This window comes from Psychrobacillus sp. FSL H8-0483, assembly GCF_038637725.1.
Taxonomy (GTDB): domain Bacteria; phylum Bacillota; class Bacilli; order Bacillales_A; family Planococcaceae; genus Psychrobacillus.
In genome coordinates, this window is the sequence record NZ_CP152052.1 from 314,460 (window position 1) to 333,473 (window position 19,014).

General features: G+C 35.8%; 14 protein-coding genes and 5 tRNA genes. 5 read left to right on the plus strand and 14 right to left on the minus strand.

Translation table 11 applies throughout. The features are described 5' to 3' along the window. Nucleotides 1-42 precede the first annotated feature (42 nt). On the plus strand, nucleotides 43-582 hold the full coding sequence (locus MHB48_RS01590; protein ID WP_342599845.1) for a VUT family protein: 540 nt from the start codon (nucleotides 43-45) through the stop codon (nucleotides 580-582). Between the two features lie 438 nt (nucleotides 583-1,020). On the opposite strand, the gene MHB48_RS01595 is transcribed toward MHB48_RS01590, so the two are convergent. Together MHB48_RS01595 and MHB48_RS01600 are read right to left on the minus strand one after the other, a co-directional pair. Then, on the minus strand, nucleotides 1,021-1,896 hold the full coding sequence (locus tag MHB48_RS01595; protein ID WP_340917201.1) for a radical SAM/SPASM domain-containing protein: 876 nt from the start codon (nucleotides 1,894-1,896) through the stop codon (nucleotides 1,021-1,023). A 178-nt stretch (nucleotides 1,897-2,074) separates the two neighbouring features. Continuing rightward, a complete protein-coding gene (locus MHB48_RS01600) occupies nucleotides 2,075-2,887 on the minus strand; it encodes an aldo/keto reductase (RefSeq protein ID WP_342599846.1) in 813 nt (270 codons plus the stop codon). 365 nt (nucleotides 2,888-3,252) lie between these two features. On the opposite strand from MHB48_RS01600, the gene MHB48_RS01605 reads away from it, so the two are divergent. Next, the gene (locus MHB48_RS01605; protein ID WP_340917205.1) at nucleotides 3,253-3,765 is read left to right on the plus strand and encodes a GNAT family N-acetyltransferase; all 513 of its coding nucleotides are present in this window, start codon (nucleotides 3,253-3,255) and stop codon (nucleotides 3,763-3,765) included. Between the two features lie 183 nt (nucleotides 3,766-3,948). Here the strand turns inward: MHB48_RS01605 and MHB48_RS01610 are convergent. The 6 genes from MHB48_RS01610 to MHB48_RS01635 form a co-directional block, all read right to left on the minus strand. Next, nucleotides 3,949-4,022 (minus strand) — tRNA-Ile (locus MHB48_RS01610). Nucleotides 4,023-4,027: 5 nt separating this feature from the next. Further along, nucleotides 4,028-4,101 (minus strand) — tRNA-Gly (locus MHB48_RS01615). Nucleotides 4,102-4,117: 16 nt separating this feature from the next. Then, nucleotides 4,118-4,193 (minus strand) — tRNA-Asp (locus MHB48_RS01620). A gap of 3 nt (nucleotides 4,194-4,196) precedes the next feature. After that, nucleotides 4,197-4,273: transfer RNA gene (locus tag MHB48_RS01625), tRNA-Met, on the minus strand. Between the two features lie 146 nt (nucleotides 4,274-4,419). Next, a tRNA-Ser gene (locus MHB48_RS01630) sits at nucleotides 4,420-4,512 on the minus strand. A 230-nt stretch (nucleotides 4,513-4,742) separates the two neighbouring features. Continuing rightward, a complete protein-coding gene (locus MHB48_RS01635) occupies nucleotides 4,743-5,387 on the minus strand; it encodes a hypothetical protein (RefSeq protein ID WP_342599847.1) in 645 nt (214 codons plus the stop codon). A gap of 219 nt (nucleotides 5,388-5,606) precedes the next feature. Here MHB48_RS01635 and tlp point away from each other — a divergent pair, with 219 nt between their 5' ends. Then, entirely contained in the window at nucleotides 5,607-5,846 is a 240-nt protein-coding gene (tlp, locus tag MHB48_RS01640; RefSeq protein ID WP_342599848.1) for a small acid-soluble spore protein Tlp, read from the plus strand. Between the two features lie 686 nt (nucleotides 5,847-6,532). Here tlp and MHB48_RS01645 read toward each other — a convergent pair. Together MHB48_RS01645 and MHB48_RS01650 are read right to left on the minus strand one after the other, a co-directional pair. Continuing rightward, nucleotides 6,533-7,447, minus strand: coding sequence for a response regulator (locus MHB48_RS01645; protein ID WP_342599849.1), 915 nt, complete (start codon nucleotides 7,445-7,447; stop codon nucleotides 6,533-6,535). Nucleotides 7,448-7,467: 20 nt separating this feature from the next. Beyond that, nucleotides 7,468-9,366, minus strand: coding sequence for a histidine kinase (locus tag MHB48_RS01650; protein WP_342599850.1), 1,899 nt, complete (start codon nucleotides 9,364-9,366; stop codon nucleotides 7,468-7,470). Nucleotides 9,367-9,654: 288 nt separating this feature from the next. Between MHB48_RS01650 and MHB48_RS01655 the strand changes: the two genes are divergently transcribed. Beyond that, a complete protein-coding gene (locus MHB48_RS01655) occupies nucleotides 9,655-13,116 on the plus strand; it encodes an Ig-like domain-containing protein (protein ID WP_342599851.1) in 3,462 nt (1,153 codons plus the stop codon). A 458-nt stretch (nucleotides 13,117-13,574) separates the two neighbouring features. Here the strand turns inward: MHB48_RS01655 and MHB48_RS01660 are convergent, their stop codons facing one another. From MHB48_RS01660 to MHB48_RS01675, 4 genes are all read right to left on the minus strand, one after another. Beyond that, nucleotides 13,575-13,796: a TM2 domain-containing protein gene (locus MHB48_RS01660; RefSeq protein ID WP_340917211.1), complete on the minus strand. Its 222-nt coding sequence runs from the start codon at nucleotides 13,794-13,796 to the stop codon at nucleotides 13,575-13,577. 529 nt (nucleotides 13,797-14,325) lie between these two features. Beyond that, the gene (locus MHB48_RS01665; protein WP_342599852.1) at nucleotides 14,326-15,294 is read right to left on the minus strand and encodes a GTP-binding protein; all 969 of its coding nucleotides are present in this window, start codon (nucleotides 15,292-15,294) and stop codon (nucleotides 14,326-14,328) included. 272 nt (nucleotides 15,295-15,566) lie between these two features. After that, on the minus strand, nucleotides 15,567-16,403 hold the full coding sequence (locus MHB48_RS01670; RefSeq protein WP_342599853.1) for a TIGR03943 family protein: 837 nt from the start codon (nucleotides 16,401-16,403) through the stop codon (nucleotides 15,567-15,569). 18 nt (nucleotides 16,404-16,421) lie between these two features. After that, nucleotides 16,422-17,303 (minus strand): permease, encoded by an 882-nt coding sequence (locus MHB48_RS01675; RefSeq protein WP_342599854.1) that lies wholly within the window; start codon nucleotides 17,301-17,303, stop codon nucleotides 16,422-16,424. Nucleotides 17,304-17,873: 570 nt separating this feature from the next. Between MHB48_RS01675 and MHB48_RS01680 the strand changes: the two genes are divergently transcribed. After that, nucleotides 17,874-19,010, plus strand: a complete 1,137-nt coding sequence (locus MHB48_RS01680; protein WP_342599855.1) for a serine hydrolase domain-containing protein — start codon at nucleotides 17,874-17,876, stop codon at nucleotides 19,008-19,010. Nucleotides 19,011-19,014: the final 4 nt, after the last annotated feature.

The following is a 19,014-nucleotide window of genomic DNA, read 5'->3' on the forward strand; positions in this document are numbered from 1 at the left end:
CAACCACAAAATTATATCTAAATTTACTTGAGGAGTAACATCATGAGAATATTATTCTATTTATTATCTATTGTCACCGCTAATGTGGTAACAGCAGCATTTGCACCATTACAGCTTGGAATGTTTATCGTTCCTATGGGAACTTTTCTGATCGGAGCGACCTTTATTTTCCGAGATCTTGTGCAAAATAAATACGGAAGATCAAAGACATATTTATTTATTATTACAGCTTTAGCCTTATCCGCATTCGTTTCATTCATGCTTGGAGATACACTGTTGATAGTGGTGGCATCGGCTCTTTCATTTGTTGTCGCTGAAACAGCTGATACAGAGATCTATACTAGATTGAAACTACCAATGGCTTGGAGAGTGTTCTACAGCGGAATTGTTGGAGGATTTCTAGATTCTGCTATTTTCGTAGTAATTGGCTTGAGTCCACTTGGTGCCAATTTTCTACCTTGGGAAGCTGTACCATTCGCTATTATAGGCCAAATTATTGTGAAGACTGTTATTCAAATGTTCGGCGCACTGATTTTGAGTCAAATTCATGTAATTAAGAAAAAACGTCTTGTATCAGAATAGTTGTATGAAGGAGGTTGTTTACTTTTGAGACAGCCTCCTCTTTTTGATGATTTGTCGCTTTGGGCTGGGCGTTTGTCGTGTTCGTAAGGTGTTTTGTTGCGTTCGATGTGTTGTTTGTCGTGTTCATGGAGTGTTTCGTCTCGTTCAGGATAATATTGGGAATTTAATTGTATAGGTGCTCGCATAATGCAAGAATAGTTCTAAGTTCTAAGTTCTAAGTTCTAAGTTCTAAGTTCTAAGTTCTAAGTTCTAGAGTGTAATAATAAAAAATAGCCCTCCAATCGTCCGTTTCCGATCGATTGGAGGGCTATTTATAAGGATTTCATTACTTTATTCTGTAGGCGGTGGAGAATATATTTTTTTGACGAAAATCGGCGGAAAGCGAGTGGGTTTTCGTCTATAACAACCTTGTTGTTTAACAGAGCCTATTTAAAAAAATTACACTCCAAATCTCTGTCTATATCCGCACTTCCTACACATTTCTTCCACAGCTTCTCTTCGCGTAAACCCGTCATAAAGAGCGTTTGCTCGATCGCTTTCAATTATTTCTGAGAACGGGGTTTTATTGATATTACCTAAATTGATCACGCCTTCTCCGTCTAAACAGCAAGGCACAACCGTTCCATCGACAAGAATGGCCGCTTGGCTGCGAAGGGCATGACAGAATCCTTTGCCATCATCCTCTGGCGCCTGTAAGCTTGGCCATTGGAATTCATGGTCTTGGTTTAGATAAACGTTTTGTGCGATTTTTAAGCCTTTACCTGGTTGTACTTTTTCTTCTATTTTGTAATCTAAGTTATATTCATTTTCTAAGATTTCTAACGTTTCGCGGTTTCTTCTCTGCGCTAATTCAGTTGTTGCTTCTTTTTGTAAATTCCATAATCGATACGAAATAATGGTATTATGTTCCCTCGAATCGCGAACAAATTCTAGAATATCTCCTAAGTACTTTTCGCGATTTTCAGATCCTTCATGACCATCGAAGCTATGTAGGGAGAAGTTGATTTGGCGTAATGCCGGTTTACCTAATAATTTTTCACGATTCTTTTTAATAAGCGTCCCATTCGTTGTGATATTTACTTTAAATCCTTTGGCATGAGCAGCATCCAACAGTTGATCGATTCTCGCATGGAGAAGCGGCTCCCCTTTGACATGAAGGTAAATATATTTTGTATGGTCTTTAATTTGATCTAGTATGTTGTTAAAAGCATCTAGTTTAATAATATTCGCTTTTCGACTTGTTGGGGGACAGAAGCTACAAGCAAGGTTGCATACACTGGTAATTTCGATATACATTTTTTTAAATGTTTTCAAGGTTTATTCACCATTCCAGTTCTGATTTATTAATTCTATACTCATTTTAACAGAATTTAATTGTTCATCAAATACGGGTACTAGATTTTCCTTCTGAATAACTTCAGTGACACAGTATAAACAATGCAATTTAAAAAAGGACCTGTCTCCAAAAGAAGGCAGGTCTACTCATTAGATATTAAAATTCGATTTTGTCTGGGTCTGGGCCGATTCGCTCGTTTGTCGCAATTGCATCAATTGCGGCCATGTCTTCCGATGATAATTGGAAGTCGAATACGTTTAAGTTTTCTTGAATACGGCTTGGTGTCACAGATTTTGGTAATGCGACGTGTCCCGTTTGTAAATGCCAGCGAAGTACAATTTGGGATGGCGTTTTTTCGTATTTATTCGCCAATTCATGGAACAAGTCAATCTCCATGAATTTTCCTTGCATCAATGGGCTCCAGGCTTGTATGTGAATACCTTCGCCTTTTAAATAATCCACAAAATCTTTTTGAGGCAACTGAGGGTGTAACTCGATTTGGTTGACCATTGGCGTCATTAAACCGGCTTCCTTCAACTGTTCCAAATGATGCTGCTTGAAGTTAGACACGCCAATTGCCTTCGCTTTACCTTCTTCACATAACTCTACAAGTGAACGCCACGCTTCTACAATCCCATCGACTGGCCAGTGTATTAAGCATAGGTCTAGGTAATCAGTATTCAAACGGTCGAGCGATTCTTGAAATGCCTCTTTCGTACGACCAGCACGGATGTCGTCGTTCCAAATTTTAGACGTTAGGAATATGTCTGCACGTGCTACACCAGAAGCGGCGATACCCTTTGCGACACCTTCCTCATTTTTATAAATAGCAGCCGTATCAATGTGGCGATAGCCTATGCGTAGTGCTTCTTCAACTGCACCTGGCGCTTCCGTATCATTATCAACTAGATACACACCAAAACCGATCTGGGGTATTTTTGTGCCATTACTTAGTGTAATAAAATCCATATGTATCTCTCCTCTGTGCATTTATCTTACCAATCTTCTCAAAGAGAACCCAAATACTCAAATTATTAAGTATTTAGAAAATCAAAATGATAGAAAAATCCTATTAGTGGTGCGCCTTTTTCTATTAGATAATACGTTGTCATTGTATTAGTTTGGTGATATTCTTAAATATAATAAATCATACCTGTTAACTTGGTTAATGGGTTAATAAAGCTGTAAGTTGAAATGAACGTAGATTATGAAGTATATACTGCCAAAAAATCTATTCATATTACTATAACTAAATTGTATGTTTCTTCTTTTGTATAAGGAATTATTGGATGATTTTTTTCAATTGATGAATGTTAGAAATGAGGAGCGTTTTAATGATTACGGAAATCGTGGTAGAAGAACTAGTAGAAACAGATAAAGAAAGCGTTCGGAAATTATTAGTGGATAGTTATCAACAATATGAAAATGGTTTTGACGATCCGAAATTTTGGGAGCACTACTTAGAAGATATCATTGCTTCCGTTGATAATACAGATGTAGATAAAATATTAGTTGCGAGAGACGATAAGGAAATTTTAGGGACTGTACAGCTTTTTGAAACGGCAGAAAAAGCATATTCAGGGCAGACAGTTGAAATTTATGCACCCTTCATTCGATTATTGGGCGTTCATCCGAATGCAAGAGGACGTGGCGTTGCACAAAAACTATTAAATGCTTGTGTAGACTATGCGAAACAAAAAGAGGCGAAAAGTATCTATTTGTTTACGGGAGATCCAATGGTAAAAGCCATTCGATTATATGAATATTTTGGCTTTGTAAGAGATTTAGAAGAAGAAAATAAACTCGGTGGTATGGGAGCCAAATGCTATCGATTTGACTTGAACTAGTTTTCTTTGTTTGAAATAATTTAAAGGATATTTAGTTCGCTCCTTTTCGAATTAAGGGAAGATAGATTAAATTCGCCGTATTTACTGTATTATTTAACCTAAAAAAATACCCCATCTGAGTGTAGAACTCAGATGGGGTATTTCTGTTTGTAAGTCAATTCTCTTGAGGGGATTGACTATTGATGGGCCTAAATGGACTCGAACCATCGACCTCACGCTTATCAGGCGTGCGCTCTAACCAGCTGAGCTATAGGCCCATTATTGGAGCGGGTGAAGAGAATCGAACTCTCATCATCAGCTTGGAAGGCTGAGGTTTTACCACTAAACTACACCCGCATTCGAATTTTAAAAATGGCGGTCCCGACCGGGATCGAACCGGCGATCTCCTGCGTGACAGGCAGGCATGTTAACCGCTACACCACGGGACCATTTGGTTGCGGGGACAGGATTTGAACCTGTGACCTTCGGGTTATGAGCCCGACGAGCTACCGAACTGCTCCACCCCGCGACAATATTAAGCGTTGAATATTATTTCAACTACGCATTTAAGTGAGTTTTACGTCTTCCACGCTTCGCTTGCGTCGACGTTAATCGCTTTCTTCGTGAAGCGATTTGCTCCACCCCGCGACAATATTATACTTGCTGTTTAAAAAATGGAGGAGGAAGAGGGATTCGAACCCCCGCGCGGTATGACCCGCCTGTCGGTTTTCAAGACCGATCCCTTCAGCCAGACTTGGGTATTCCTCCGTAATATGTTTGTTAGACCTGGATGGCCAACTACTAAAATATTATTCAAGACCTGATATATTATAAAACACTTTCTATAAGAAAAGCAATGCTTTTTTATAAAAAATATAAAAAGAGAAAAATACAGACCTTTTACAACAAAAAATAACCCATCATTAAGTTGGAACTTAGATGGGTTAATTCTTATACTATTTTATTTGGTTAACTGCTACGTTGGAAAGAAGGCTTCTTTATTGGTCTATCATTTCGTCATATCCAGTCATTGTATCCATATGGCTTGCAATCATGGCAATCATGGTACTTGCCTCTTCTTTTTTAAAGGAAAAAGTACTTTCATCTTCGAAGAGTTCCCCGTCTTCTGTCCAGAGTCGGCTGACTCTTCGGATAACACCGTCTCCATTTGCACTATCTAATCCAAACTGATAAGTTACTTCAATATTATTATCGATTTGGAAAGCGGTGACTTCCGGTGTTTCCCATTCCACATCAATTTCTTCAAGAGTAATTTCATCATCTAGAACTTCGTATTCCTCTTCATCATCTACATAATAGAATTCACTTTCATCATCCATAAATTCATGAAAGCTTTCATGAACAGCTTCAACGACATCGGTAATATCATCCAAAATAATTCTTGTAGGTTGTTGGAGAGTAATGTCAAAACTTTCTACGTAAAATTCTTCATTATAGGGGTCAAAGAGAAGAGTGCAAAAGTAATCTCTTCCATCATTTTCCGTCCCAACAAAAAATTCAATTCGTGGATGTTTGGAACCTCGATTAATATTCATATGACCGTTTTTGTCATATTCTTCACAAATTGATTCCAAATGTTCCTGAAGCTCACCAGTTACTCTGTTAAACCATTCCATAGACATATCATTACCGCCTCTTTTTCTTTTTTCTCTTTCCTTTTTTTATCATAACCAAATTTGTTACATTTCTTTCAAGGTATTTATCCTTGATTTCATTTTTTCAAAAAAGGGGTACAGGGAAAAAATTCTAATGGAAGAAGCAATTTATTTCTACTGAATAGTTTCGTTTAGATTGGGGACGATAAATCTTGTATGACCATTAAAAGAAGGAGGAATAAAAAAATGACCAAAAATAATTCAAAGCCCGATGATCGATCAGATAATGTGGAAAAGCTTCAAGATATGGTGAAAAATACAATTGGAAATATGGAAGCGGCTGAAGAAACAATGATATGTACGGATGGTAATGAACGAGAGGCAATCAGACAGAAAAATGAACGTCGAAAAGAGAGTCTCGAAGGTTTTCGTAAAGAAATTTTAGATGAGGCCGCAGCGCGAAAAAAAGGTAACTCTCTAAATTAGTAATACGTTCAGTTGAGTGGTACAAAATATTAAATAACAACGTAAATATCAAAACAATTAACACAATATTAAAGTACAAATTAGCAGTGCTTTTTTATATCAATATTCTGTTAACAAAAGGAAGTTAGTTAGTAATGTAGTGAGTGATTTTGTTATTCAACTCCCATGAAAATTAAAAAAGCCCAAAACCTAAAAGTGAACATAACAAAATCAGTAAATCTTCCTTCTAGTTAGAATAAAGGCAAGACTGGTGCAACCAATCAAAAAGGATTAATCTCCCATAAGTGCTACCCATTCAAGGCGCGACAGTCTGTGATGCACCGAGATCGTTGGAATTAGACTAACGGATGGGCTCTATGGCACCATAATGTATCGACCTTCTACGCCATTAATAAAATATTTTTAGTAATAAGCGCGGTTACTTCTCCATTTCAATGAGAAGTGACTGTGCTTATTAATATTGTACCCAATTGACAAAAGAGTTTTTTTAACAGTTCGAACTTTAATCCCATCTTTATTAATCATGATATCAACTATTTAGGAAGTACTACGCCATGTTTGGTTTGCTCGCAGACTATTCCCATCAGGAACTTCTTATGCAGTACTTTCAAGTTCTTCATCATTATATCTAATGGAGTCTGTTCTAAAATCGAAAGCTACATTGCCTTCTCATGACAAGTTACTCTCTAAGGAATAAATACTTTTTGTTCGGATCCATATCCTCTGTAACCTTTTTGATATTGGTTAATCTTAGTTCTATAACTATCTCTTATTTCTTCTGACCATGTGTAAAGTCTGTCTCCGAAAAGGTCTCCCTTGTATAGTGTAAGCACCTTTTGCAGTTCAGTAGTCATACTATCAGAAGTTAGTAAATTTTTATTGATAATACTATCTAATTCGTCTATATCACAACTTATATCATTTAAATGTAAAAAATATCTACTTTTTACATTTTCAATAGTTGCATCAATCCCCTCATCATTCATAATTTTTTTCAGACGATATATGGTTGAATAAAGGTTTTGCTCTCCCTTTTCCCATATTGCTTGCGGCCATAATAATTCTATTATTTTCCATTTTTCCAAACCTATATTTCTGTATATCATTAAGATGGAAAATAACTCTTCTACTTTTACTGTTGTCCACTTAATTCTTATCTCTTCTTCATTGATCAAAATCTTTATATCACCAAGTAGTTCAATTCTAGTTCTTTTAGAACTAACACTATCTCTAAAATTGCTTTTGTTATGTAATATGCGTTGAACCGTTTCGTTAATTGATTCTTTATCTGCGGGCTTTAAAATATAGTGAATAGCATTAAGTTTAAAGGCATCAATTGCATACTGATCATATGCAGTGACAAAAACAATATCTGTTTTATTATTTATTTCCAGTAGTTTAGTACCAAGTTCAATACCATTCATACCAGGCATCTCTATATCTAAAAAAACGACATCGGGTTGTATGAAAGGAATTTCCTTTAAAGCTATGGATGGTTTGGTGAATTCTCCAACAATCTTTATTTTTTCGGTTTCCTCTAGTTGCCACTTTAAAAGATCAAGGACTAATTTTTCATTGTCAACAATGACTGCTTTTAGCATTTTGCTTTCAGCTTCCTTTCTTAGGTGATTGGGATTTCAAAAGATACTTTTGTTCCGGTATTAGTCGAACTTTCTATATGTAATTGCTTTTTATAATACTTTTCTAGTCGTTTATTAATATTGGTTATGCCAATTCCGCTATTGTGCTGATTATGTTGAGGGTCATTCATTATTAGATTTATCTTATCTATAGACATTCCAACTCCGTTATCAGTCACACAAATAAAGATATGTAAGTCATTTTTTTTAACAGTAATATGAATGGTTCCGCCATCTTCCTTTTGATTAATTCCATGGATAACGGCATTTTCAACAAGTGGTTGAATGGAGATAGGAAGAATTTCTCGTTCTAAAATCTCTTGGTCAATGTCGTATTCAATCTGAATTTCATCTCCAAATCTTGTTTTCTCAATTTCTAAATATGTTTTGACTAGAGCTAATTCACTTTCAATCGTAACGAATTCATTCTGAAAGTTGAATTCAAACGATCTTCGAAGATAGATACTTAAATAGTTTAGTAGTCGTGCAGCTTCTCTTCCATCACGATAGCATAGTGACATAACACTGCTTAATGCATTGAATAAGAAGTGCGGCTTAATTTGGGCTTGTAAAAATGCTTGTTCATTGATTGCTAGTTCTTTTGCTAAATAATCATTCTTCTTATAGAAATTTCCAACTTTTAAAGTAAGCAATAGTGTAAGGGATAAAGCATATAGAACGATGCATATGAATCCAATGGTTATATCCTTGGTAACCCCTAAACTGTATAAATTTAGATCAAAAGAATAAATATTACTACTGAATAGCCCAATAAAAATAATAGTATGGTTTTTGAAATCGTTATTAAGGTACCGTTCCTTAAAGTATAAATGTAAATTAATATAGAAGATTTTAAGATAAATAATCATATTAAAACATACAAAAAATGGTATTATCGTATTATAAAATTCTAAAGATGAGAAGATAATGATAATAATAAAAGTAATATAAAGAATAGAAAGTATATTTCTAAGTTTAAAAGATAATAGATCCTTACTAATATGAGAAACAAGTAAAAAGGTGCATAATGCTGAAAGAAATGCAGATGTGTCTTTTATTTTAAAGATTGCTTCAAAGGGTAGTTCAGGGAAAAAATATAAAATAGGTCGATCACTAATGCACATATTTATCATTGAGGTGAAAATACATGATAATGCGAAGGCTAGAATAGATGGCTCTTTTTTATGATATCCCTTTACTAGTAATAATAAAATTAGATAAACAAGACCGATCGTAAACAGAATAGTAATGACAGAAACTTCAAATACACTTTTTTTAAAGCTAAAATTAATCAACTGAGGTTGTTCTCCAAAATAGATAGAGCTAGCAATTCCACTACTAATATATGAGTAGTTTGAAACATGAATGATCAACTCGATGTCTGTTTCATTAGGCTCAAAAAAGATTATCTGTGGATTGTTTTTTGCCTCATATTCTTTCACATTGTTTGAAGGCATTCCTTCCTCCAGCATCAACTCTCCATTAATATAAATCCTACTTGAACTACGTATATTTTGTTTTTTAATCCCTACATGATCACCTTTGGGGATATTTTTGATTATGAGCCTATAAGTTGCCGATCCTTTCGGTTGTATTGGTTTGCCGATAGTGTCCTTTGACCAATTCCCCGGAACCTTTATATAAGTGGGTGTGACTACATTCTTTTTTTTGAAGTCTTGTGAGGTTAAAAGTTCGCCTTCATAAAACTCCCATTCTCCATCAAGAGAGGTTAATTTGCTGCTTGAAAAAGGGGTATTAGCAAGATCTATGGTTCCCTTAAGAGCATATGTCTGTTCATTTGCTTTTGTTATATAAAAATAGGTAATAATTAGCAATGCGATGACCATGCTAGCTAGGAAAAGGATTTTTTGTTTTTTCAAGTTATAGATCCTCCAATATATAGAATAGATCAAATGTTAGTCTGTTGATTTACTTAAAAACGCTAACGCTGCAGTTCATTCTTCCTTGTGAGAATCTTGTAAGGATTTTTTAATTGAATGTGTTAATGAATCCAATGATAATTTAATTATGAAATCTGTAGGGTATAATGTCTAGCCCCTTATTGAAAATTATGAATTTATGAATTTACAGAATTCAGGATATTATTTTTGACTAACTTGGTGAGTGCCAAGAGTCTATTAGTTTAAAAGAAGGAGGTTTTTGTATTAATGAGAATTACAAGGAAGTGTATAAAGAAGGGATTTCTACCAAAGATACTAGTTGTCGTTTTTCTAATGTTGAATATGGTTATGCCAATAATGCCATTACAACATGTAGGTGCAGAAGATACAAGCAATGATCCGAATGTCAGACATATGACAGTAGGTGGAAATGTGTTTTTAGGGGGGAAATATATAGAATTAGGTATTTCACCTTCCGGTTACTTCGGCACAACTGTGGCGGCTCCTAAGCTTGCGCCTGATTCAGGGGGATTTCATACTGAAGGAATGTATGGAAACCAATTAGGTATGATGGTAGACGGTGACGGCTTTGACATGGGAGAACCTCCGACAACAGGAGATTTCTTCTTACCAGGAAGTCCTACAGAAGGCTTTGGATTGGGCTATAAGCAGACAGCTGAAGGACTACCTACAGTGCTGGCAAATTACAATGGTGGATCCCCGCAGATAAAGAATATAACAACTGAGGATGTAAGCTCAGGAAGCACCTTAAAAGCAATAGTAAAAGGTACTACTCCAGATGGAAGTTTAGAAATAACACAGGAATTCTGGTTTGAGGTTAATGACAAAATGTTCAAAACCAAAATATCCGTCAGGAACTTGACCGAGACAGCCTTGTACGATATCAGATATACACGCTCGGTAGACCCAGATCAGGATTTAGATAAAAATAGTACGTTTGCTACTAAAAACTCAGTAATTAGCAACCCGCCCTCAGACGGTCATGCAATTGTAATAGCCAAAGGTGCAGTCACAGAGGAGCCTTTCATTTTCGGTTCGGCTGATCCTTCTGCAAGAGCTGCCATAGCACCCCCGTTATTGTTAAACCCGTATGATGTTAATTTATGGTTAGAAGATGGCAGTAAATTGCTGTTGGGAGAGACCATAAGTGATACAGGAATTCATTTAACTTTCAGAATAGGAGATTTGGCAGCTGACGAAACAAAAACAGTTGAAATGATCAGCAGCTTAAATCCTAATCTTGATGAGGCACTTGAAGATGTAGAGAAAGAAGTACCTGCATCAAGTGTAGCACTGGATCAGTCAACTCTGAGCCTCACAGCAGGCGGAAGCACAGCAACCCTAAAAGCAACAGTGAATCCAGATGACGCAACAAATAAAAATGTTACATGGAGCAGCAGTAACCCAAATGTAGCAACCGTGGATGCAAATGGCGAGGTGACACCAAAGGCAGCGGGAACAGCTACAATAACAGTTACAACAGAAGACGGCAACAAAACTGCGATTTGCACGGTAAACGTACATTCTAAAGAAGTGATTGTATCAAGTGTAGCACTGGATCAGTCAACTCTGAGCCTCACAGCAGGGGGAAGCACAGCAACCCTAAAAGCAACAGTGAATCCAGATGACGCAACAAATAAAAATGTTACATGGAGTAGCAGTAATCCAAATGTAGCAACCGTGGATGCAAATGGCGTGGTGACACCAAAGGAAACGGGAACAGCTACAATAACAGTTACAACAGAAGATGGTAACAAAACTGCGACTTGCACGGTAAACGTACATTCTAAAGAAGTGATTGTATCAAGTGTAGCACTGGATCAGTCAACTCTGAGCCTCACAGCAGGGGGAAGCGCAGCAACCCTAAAAGCAACAGTGAATCCAGATGACGCTACAAATAAAAATGTTACATGGAGTAGCAGTAATCCAAATGTAGCAACCGTGGATGCAAATGGCGTGGTGACACCAAAGGAAACGGGAACAGCTACAATAACAGTTACAACAGAAGATGGTAACAAAACTGCGACTTGCACGGTAAACGTACATTCTAAAGAAGTGATTGTATCAAGTTTAGCACTGGATCAGTCAACTCTGAGCCTCACAGCAGGGGGAAGCGCAGCAACCCTAAAAGCAACAGTGAATCCAGATGACGCTACAAATAAAAATGTTACATGGAGTAGCAGTAATCCAAATGTAGCAACCGTGGATGCAAATGGCGTGGTGACACCAAAGGCAGCGGGAACAGCTACAATCACAGTTACAACAGAAGACGGCAACAAAACTGCGATTTGCACGGTAAACGTACATGCGGCCTCATCAGGTGGAGGTGGTGGTAGTTCCACACCTTCAACAAATACCGAACAAATTTCAGTTGTGGTAGAGACGGGTGAGCTCGATAAAGGTACTGCTACTTCAACGGTAACCATCAAGCGTTCAACTAATGCAAACGGCCAGAAGAGGGATGAAGTAACATTTGCTCCTGACAAAGCAAAGGAAACCGTTGAAAAAGCGAAGCAATCTGGTCAATCAACAGCACGTATTATCATTCCAGATACAAAAGATGAAGTTTCACAGGTTGAAGTGAAGGTACCTGTTACCTCAACGAAGCAATTAGCAAATGGAGCTTTGAATCTAGAGATATTCACTGAAAATGCTAGAATTATCGTTCCAGCAAATTCATTAGAAGGTTTACAACAGGATCTTTATTTCCGAGTCATTCCAATTAAAGAAGAAGCGAAGCAAAAAGAAGTAGAAGATCGTGCGCGAGTAGAACAGGTTGTGAAGGAAGCAGCAAAAGATAAGAAGGTTGAAGTCATCGGTCGTCCGATGAAAATTGAGACAAATCTCGAGAGTCGTCCAGTTGACCTTGTGTTGCCACTTCGCGATGTAAAGATTCCAACCGATGCAAAGGAACGTGAAGCCTTATTCAAAAATCTTGTCGTGTTCATCGAGCATAGTGATGGTGAACGAGTACTTGTGAAGCCAGAGGTTGTTGATTATAAGTCAGGTAAGGTAGGCTTAAAATTTGGCATTACGAAGTTCAGTACTTTTACCATCTTGAATATGGAGAATTGGGATGAGTACTTGAAAGAGCAAGAAAAAAATAAGCATTATTCTTATGTATTTGGATACCAAGATGGAACGTTTAAACCTGGAAAAAATGTGAGCCGAGCGCAAATGGCAGCATTATTAGGTCGTGTAGATGCTGGAATCGACAGTGAAAAACCAGTTAAAACATTTTCAGACGTACCTAACAACCACTGGGCTCATGCCATGATACAAAAGATGGATAAAACAGGCTTGATGAAAGGTTATACGGATGGAACCTTTGCCCCTGAAAAATCCATGACGAGAGCGGAAATGGCAGTTGTTGTTTCTCGTTGGCTCCAATTAAGTGGTGATGTGCAACCTTCCACTTTATCTGATATAAAGGGAAGCTGGGCTAAAAAAGAAATCACGCTAGTGGAGAAGGCTGGCATAATGAAGGGGATGCCAAATGGACAGTTCCAACCAAACAAAGCGTTAACACGCGCAGAAGCTGTAGTCATCATCAATCGAATTTTAAAGCGTGGTCCATTGCATGATGTAAAAGAACCAGCATGGAAGGATGTACCTGTATCTCACTGGGCATTTAAAGATATTCAAGAGGCGTCCAGAGATCACAGCTTTACAAAAGATTCGAACGGAACAGAGAAAATTGTAAAATAGATAAGGTACAAAAAAGGTGAATTAACTTAGACTATGGAGGTCTAATGTTAATTCACCTTTATCCTTTTTATGCTGGATAGGTCGGTATGTAGATAGAAAATATATCTGAACTGTATCTTTGATATCTTAAATTTACGCATAATTAAAATGTATAAACAATTTTAATTGTAAAAGAGTAAGATTAATGACACCGCCGTACTAACACATATCCATGTCCACTACAGGAATGTTAATGGCAAGATCTATCTCTACATCCAATATTAAGTTTAAACTTCAATTATTATGTCCCTTAGAGCGTCATCTTTGGCCATTGTCTTTTGACTATGTTGGACGCCGCCTTAGGATATCATTCACTTCGGTAATAAATATAAAATAATTTCAAGTTAGAAGTAATGTCTATTTAGGTCTAAAACTGTAATGCGGGAAGTAGAGATAGTTAGTTATTGCAAATTTCATTATTACGCTTTAATTAATTTCCCATTACTATCTTTAAATTTCCCAACAGCGATTATAATAAAATCAATTAAGCTCCAAATTCCTAGTCCACCTAGTGTAAGCAACATTAAAATTCCTGTTCCTATTTTACCAGTATAAAATCTATGAACACCTAAAGAACCTAAAAAGAAACAAAGTAGTAAAGCTGCCACAAAATTCTTTTCTGAATTAGTGTTTTCTGACATAATATATTCCTCCTTTCACTTGCAATCGAATATTACAGTAACATAGGTTAGTACATATAAATATAAGAAATATTTAACAATTTATAGTATGAATAGGGTTAAAGGTCGTTGCAATTTTGCACGGCTCAAAAATTTTAGAAGTATTAAGATACTTAAGCACTTTGAACATAATGTGTAAAAGAAGAGAAGGGTAGTTGAAGAAGGAAATTAAATATGCGGGCGGACGCCAAATCAATTGAAACGAAAGTTTCTTCAATAAGTGATGAGGAATACGGTAAGATTGGTGTCACTAAATTCAAACCAAACCAAAACAAGAGGATTTTAAGGTACTTATCTTTACATTTAAAATGGAACACACAGATGCTGTGAGAAATCGACAAATCGACAAATCGAGAAGTTTAAGGAGTGGAGAAAAACGGTGGATAGTATAGATGGAATTCAGCGTAGTTGGGGTGGAAGTGCTTTATCCTCCAATCCCCTAAAAAATTAAAACCATTCTTATACAAAAAATATAAGATATAAACTTTTACTATATTCCCTCTAATAGTTGCTTGCAATGACTATTCATCGCCTCATTGTTAAGGCCTGTGCCAATCAAAATAATGATATTTTTTTTATTTAAAGTGGAAGGTACAGGTGTGAACGTTACCTTCTTTGAAGCATATTGAAAACTGTAAAATTGATTGGAGTTTTCGATTTCAACAATTCCTTTTCCTCGCAGAACGTTGTTAGGTAGCTGTTTAAGCCATTTTTCAAATGTTTTTTGTTGAAATGCCGGAAAATCCTCCAACTTAATCGCTTGTACAGTGGAGTGGTGGTGATGATGGTGATCAATATCCGAATGCTGTTTCCCAATAGAAATTGATTGAAAACGCTTTTCGAAAAGCATTCCAGCTTCAATTTGGCCATACGAACACTTGACTAATTCCGTTTCTACTCCAGCTATTTTAGTGATTTTTTGAATCACTTTGTCAAGTTGTTCTGATCGGATTAGATCTGTCTTATTTAATAGTAATAGGCTTCCACAAACCATTTGTTCCTTCATCAGTTTCCGAACTTCAGCTGAACTTGAGAAGACACTTTGATATTCTAAATAATGACTAGCATCAAGAACCGTAATAATAGACATTATTTCAAACTGATCTATATATGGCTTACTCAATAGTGATTCTTGTATTTCTAATGGGTTTGCCACCCCAGTTCCTTCAATGAATAAAACATCCAAAGGGCTGCTATCCATTTCTGCAATCAAGTTATCCATTGTTTCTTTTAAATCATCTTGAATAGTGCAGCAAATACAACCATTTAGTAGTTCAACTACTTTTTTATCTTCAAACAAATGTCCTTCTACGTTTTCTTGACCTAATTCATTTAGAATAATTCCTGGGTGTTGGCCTTTATTCTTGCAATGTTCCAGCATGTTCAAAAGAACAGTAGTCTTGCCGCTTCCAAGAAATCCACTCAAAATGTATACCGGAATTTTTGTTTTGTTATCCATTAAACCTCTCCTATCTACTGCAATTATTTTTGTAAAACATCGAAAGCATTGCTTATTCACTTTAAATCGTAATCACTACAGTTTAGGGGTTTTATTCTACTTCTTTTATTCTTTTTCGTCAATCAGAAAATAGCGCCGAAGAAGTTTGTTGAAAACAAAAAAGTATTTATATAAATATTAAAAAAAGCATGATTAAAATAAATCATGCTATTCCTTCTTGTATTGAGTGTGGAGAATATTTATTTTTCACAACGAACTGAGAGACTGAAATCTTAATAACTTCTATAAACATATGGTTCTTCAGGCTCTTCAATTTTATTTATTTTCTCCACTTTTAGAATAGGGATTGTTTTTTTGAACGGTTGATAGTAGATGGTATCCATCGTCCCCTCCACTTCAATCCACTCATCATTCTGGAATGTAGTGTCCTTAGGAAGTTCTAGTAGCATCCCGAATACTCCAGAATCTGCAACACAATGAATCAATCCAAAGCGGAATAAAAAGACATTCCCTGTTTCCTTGTCAACGTAAGTGAAGCCTTTAAAACCTATTGTTTTACCCGAAAAATAGCCAGGATTTTTGTATATCGTTTCCATTCCATAGAGGAAATCTTGATCATTTAAAATCACTTTGTCCTTGTTAGAATACTTTCCTAGTGCTTCTTCCATTATCTCCTCATAGCCATCCTGCCCATAAAATATGCTTGTATCGGGTTCAAGGAATTGATGGAAACCGTAAGGATCTTTATCGTTATAAACTTCAAAGTTAAATCCCTTCGCAGCTACAATATTTGAGTCTAAAGTGGCAACGGGAAGAAAAAAAGCTGTCAAAATGGGAAAGATGAAAATAGGGTAGCTGATCCATTCCTTCCATGACTTCCCCTCTTTAGAATGATCTATTCCACAATCGCATATATCGGTCAATTCATCTTCATTTCCGTCTTTTTTCAAAGTGAAATACATTTGGATTAGCATAAAGAAAAACAGTAAAAAAATAGCGAGAAAGGAAAAAGATGAATATTTCAAATTGATGTATTTAGAAATATCTCCCGATGCATGTAAATGCAAAAAGAGAAATGATAACCCTAGCAAAATCCAGCAACGAAACATTATGAATCTACTCCTTTTCTATAAGTTCGTAATTAACAGAGATCCAAGAAATACTAGAATTGCTGTATAAATGAATAAGAAAAAAACGAACTTTGTTTTGAACACACCTAGCATCATTAATGTGTTTTTTATATCAAACTTTGCACCAAAAACGAGAAACGCAATTATTGCTCCAGTTGAAAATGTACTTCTAAACGAAGCAGCAACAAATGCATCAGCAGATGAACAGAGTGACATAATAAACGCTAAGCCCATCATGACAAGTGAAGAAGAGTAATCCCCATGTCCAATGGATGTTAGGGTGGATGTTTTCATGTATGTTTGCACAGCTGCAGCAATTATGGCGCCGAATATCAAATACTTCCCAACAGAGAAAAACTCATCTACCATATGTTTTAAACTTCCGAGCACTTTTCCTTTCACCGTTATATTTTTAGGGGAAACTTGATGTATGAACGTATGCTTCAACTGAGATTCCTTAAATTGATAGGAAAGAATTATTCCTACTATAAAGGCCACAACAAATGAAAGACCACCTCGATATAGCACCATTTTCCAACTGTTCCCAAAAGCCACATATGTGGAGAATAAAACAACTGGATTAATAATAGGTCCCGTAAGCATGAACGCAATAGCTGCATGGAGTGGGACTCCCTTCGCCATTAATCGCCGAGCGATAGGAATAATCCCACATTCACATGCAGGGAAAATCGCACCGAGCGCACTAGCGGATAAAACAGAAAGGAATCTATTTTTAGGAATAACTTTAGCAAGCATTTCATCTGTCACAAATACTTGAATCAAAGCCGAAACAATTACCGCTAATAAGATAAAAGGTAAAGATTCAATTAATATACTAATAAAAATGGTATTAAACTGTAAAAATAATTGATTATTCATTTTCTAGACTCCTACTGAAAAACTTGAATATAGATACATTAATATAACTTGATTTTTTTTACAAACAGCTATCTTTGTAAGAAATTACAATGCATTCCATGTCCAAATTTTTGTTTAATTTATACATTAGAATGGAGAAGTAAAAAGAATGTGTGAAATCGCAATAATACTAAAAAAACAATTACTACAAACTAGGATGAATAGATATTTCCATTCTTTTATGCATCTTCAATAAATATTTTCTTAGAGGGGAGACGCGTTTAAGAGAATATTTAATTAGAAAGAAAAAAATCAACAAGTATCTCCTCTTTCATTTCGGCAATTCTATCACACATGTATCTTAAAGCAGCAATATCAGAAATAAACAATAAAGAAATATTAAATTCTCTTTTCAACTAAATAATTTTTCAATTTATTAAATAGGTTAATTAGTAGCTATTTCTAATGCGTTGATCCAAGAAGGATTAACGCATTTTTTGTTGAACTTATTGAACTAAAGGGGCAGTCTAATGAAATAGTTCTTTTACGGGAAACAGTAAAGTTTTTGAATAGATGGAAAAGGGGACAAGTATGAATCGATCTAAATACAAACTAAATCAAATAACAGATTATATTAATGAAATTATTAAAAATCAGCAGGGAGTTGGATTGAGCGTTGCAATTGTTAAAGACTCAGACATTATCTATTCTAAAGGTTTTGGGTACTCTCAGATTCAACCTGTAAACCGGCCTATTGATGGTGAAACATTGATGAGCATTCAAAGTATTTCTAAGAATTTTATGGCACTTTCTATTATGCAGCTTGTTGAAAAGAACTTGATTTCATTGGATCATACTATTGTTAAATATTTGCCATACTTCAGAACAAAAAATAAAGAACATAGTGACACCATCACGATTCGTCATCTGCTATCCCATACGGCTGGGTTTCCTTCAAACTTAGGGATTGCCAATATGATCGCTCCTAATGTAAGAGAAATTTTTTCAGATACAGCCACAGAATTTCAAGAAGCATTAGATTATTATAACCTTACTGAAGAAGAGATTAGCAGTATACAAACTCGAGATGATATAACCAAGTGGTTTAAAAAAGTTGAGTTGGAGTATCCAGTAGGGATGGGGTGGAATTATTGCACAGATGCGTATGTGATACTTGCTGATTTGTTTGAAAAAGTGACAGGTTACAATTGGGAAACCTCTCTTAGAGATGAAATTCTTACCCCCTTGAATATGAATCGAACAACTAGTAATTCACGAATAGTCGAAAAAGATAAGAACAGTGCTAGATATTATTTAGGCCAGGATAAAATAGAAACTCCTTTTCCAATAAACCCAATCTCAGCTCCAATTGGTTACTTGTATTCAACCGCAAATGATTTAGGAAAATATATACTATTCCATTTGAATAAAGAATCCAAAGTTTTACGTTCAAATTTAATTGAAAAAATGCAAAATCCTATTCATCTTGTCAGTGAGGAATGGCGGTTCGATAGTGATATCAGAAGCTACGGACTCGCATGGTTTACTGATAAATATAGAGGATTTAGAATAGTAGAACATGGGGGCGGTCAACTAGCTGTAAGATCACTGATGTCAATGGTACCTGAACTAAATTTAGGAGTAGTGGTCTTACTAAATTTTGACGGGACCATTCATCATGATATTTGTAAAAAAATCATAGATATTTTCATTGATGAAAGGGGCTAATCAT

Coding starts and splice junctions, on each gene's coding strand:
- MHB48_RS01590 (WP_342599845.1), top strand. CDS start 43: ATGAGAATATTATTCTATTTATTATCTATTGTCACCGCTAATGTGGTA.
- MHB48_RS01600 (WP_342599846.1), bottom strand. CDS start 2,887: ATGGATTTTATTACACTAAGTAATGGCACAAAAATACCCCAGATCGGT.
- MHB48_RS01605 (WP_340917205.1), top strand. CDS start 3,253: ATGATTACGGAAATCGTGGTAGAAGAACTAGTAGAAACAGATAAAGAA.
- MHB48_RS01635 (WP_342599847.1), bottom strand. CDS start 5,387: ATGTCTATGGAATGGTTTAACAGAGTAACTGGTGAGCTTCAGGAACAT.
- tlp (WP_342599848.1), top strand. CDS start 5,607: ATGACCAAAAATAATTCAAAGCCCGATGATCGATCAGATAATGTGGAA.
- MHB48_RS01645 (WP_342599849.1), bottom strand. CDS start 7,447: ATGCTAAAAGCAGTCATTGTTGACAATGAAAAATTAGTCCTTGATCTT.
- MHB48_RS01655 (WP_342599851.1), top strand. CDS start 9,655: ATGAGAATTACAAGGAAGTGTATAAAGAAGGGATTTCTACCAAAGATA.
- MHB48_RS01660 (WP_340917211.1), bottom strand. CDS start 13,796: ATGTCAGAAAACACTAATTCAGAAAAGAATTTTGTGGCAGCTTTACTA.
- MHB48_RS01665 (WP_342599852.1), bottom strand. CDS start 15,294: ATGGATAACAAAACAAAAATTCCGGTATACATTTTGAGTGGATTTCTT.
- MHB48_RS01670 (WP_342599853.1), bottom strand. CDS start 16,403: ATGTTTCGTTGCTGGATTTTGCTAGGGTTATCATTTCTCTTTTTGCAT.
- MHB48_RS01675 (WP_342599854.1), bottom strand. CDS start 17,303: ATGAATAATCAATTATTTTTACAGTTTAATACCATTTTTATTAGTATA.
- MHB48_RS01680 (WP_342599855.1), top strand. CDS start 17,874: ATGAATCGATCTAAATACAAACTAAATCAAATAACAGATTATATTAAT.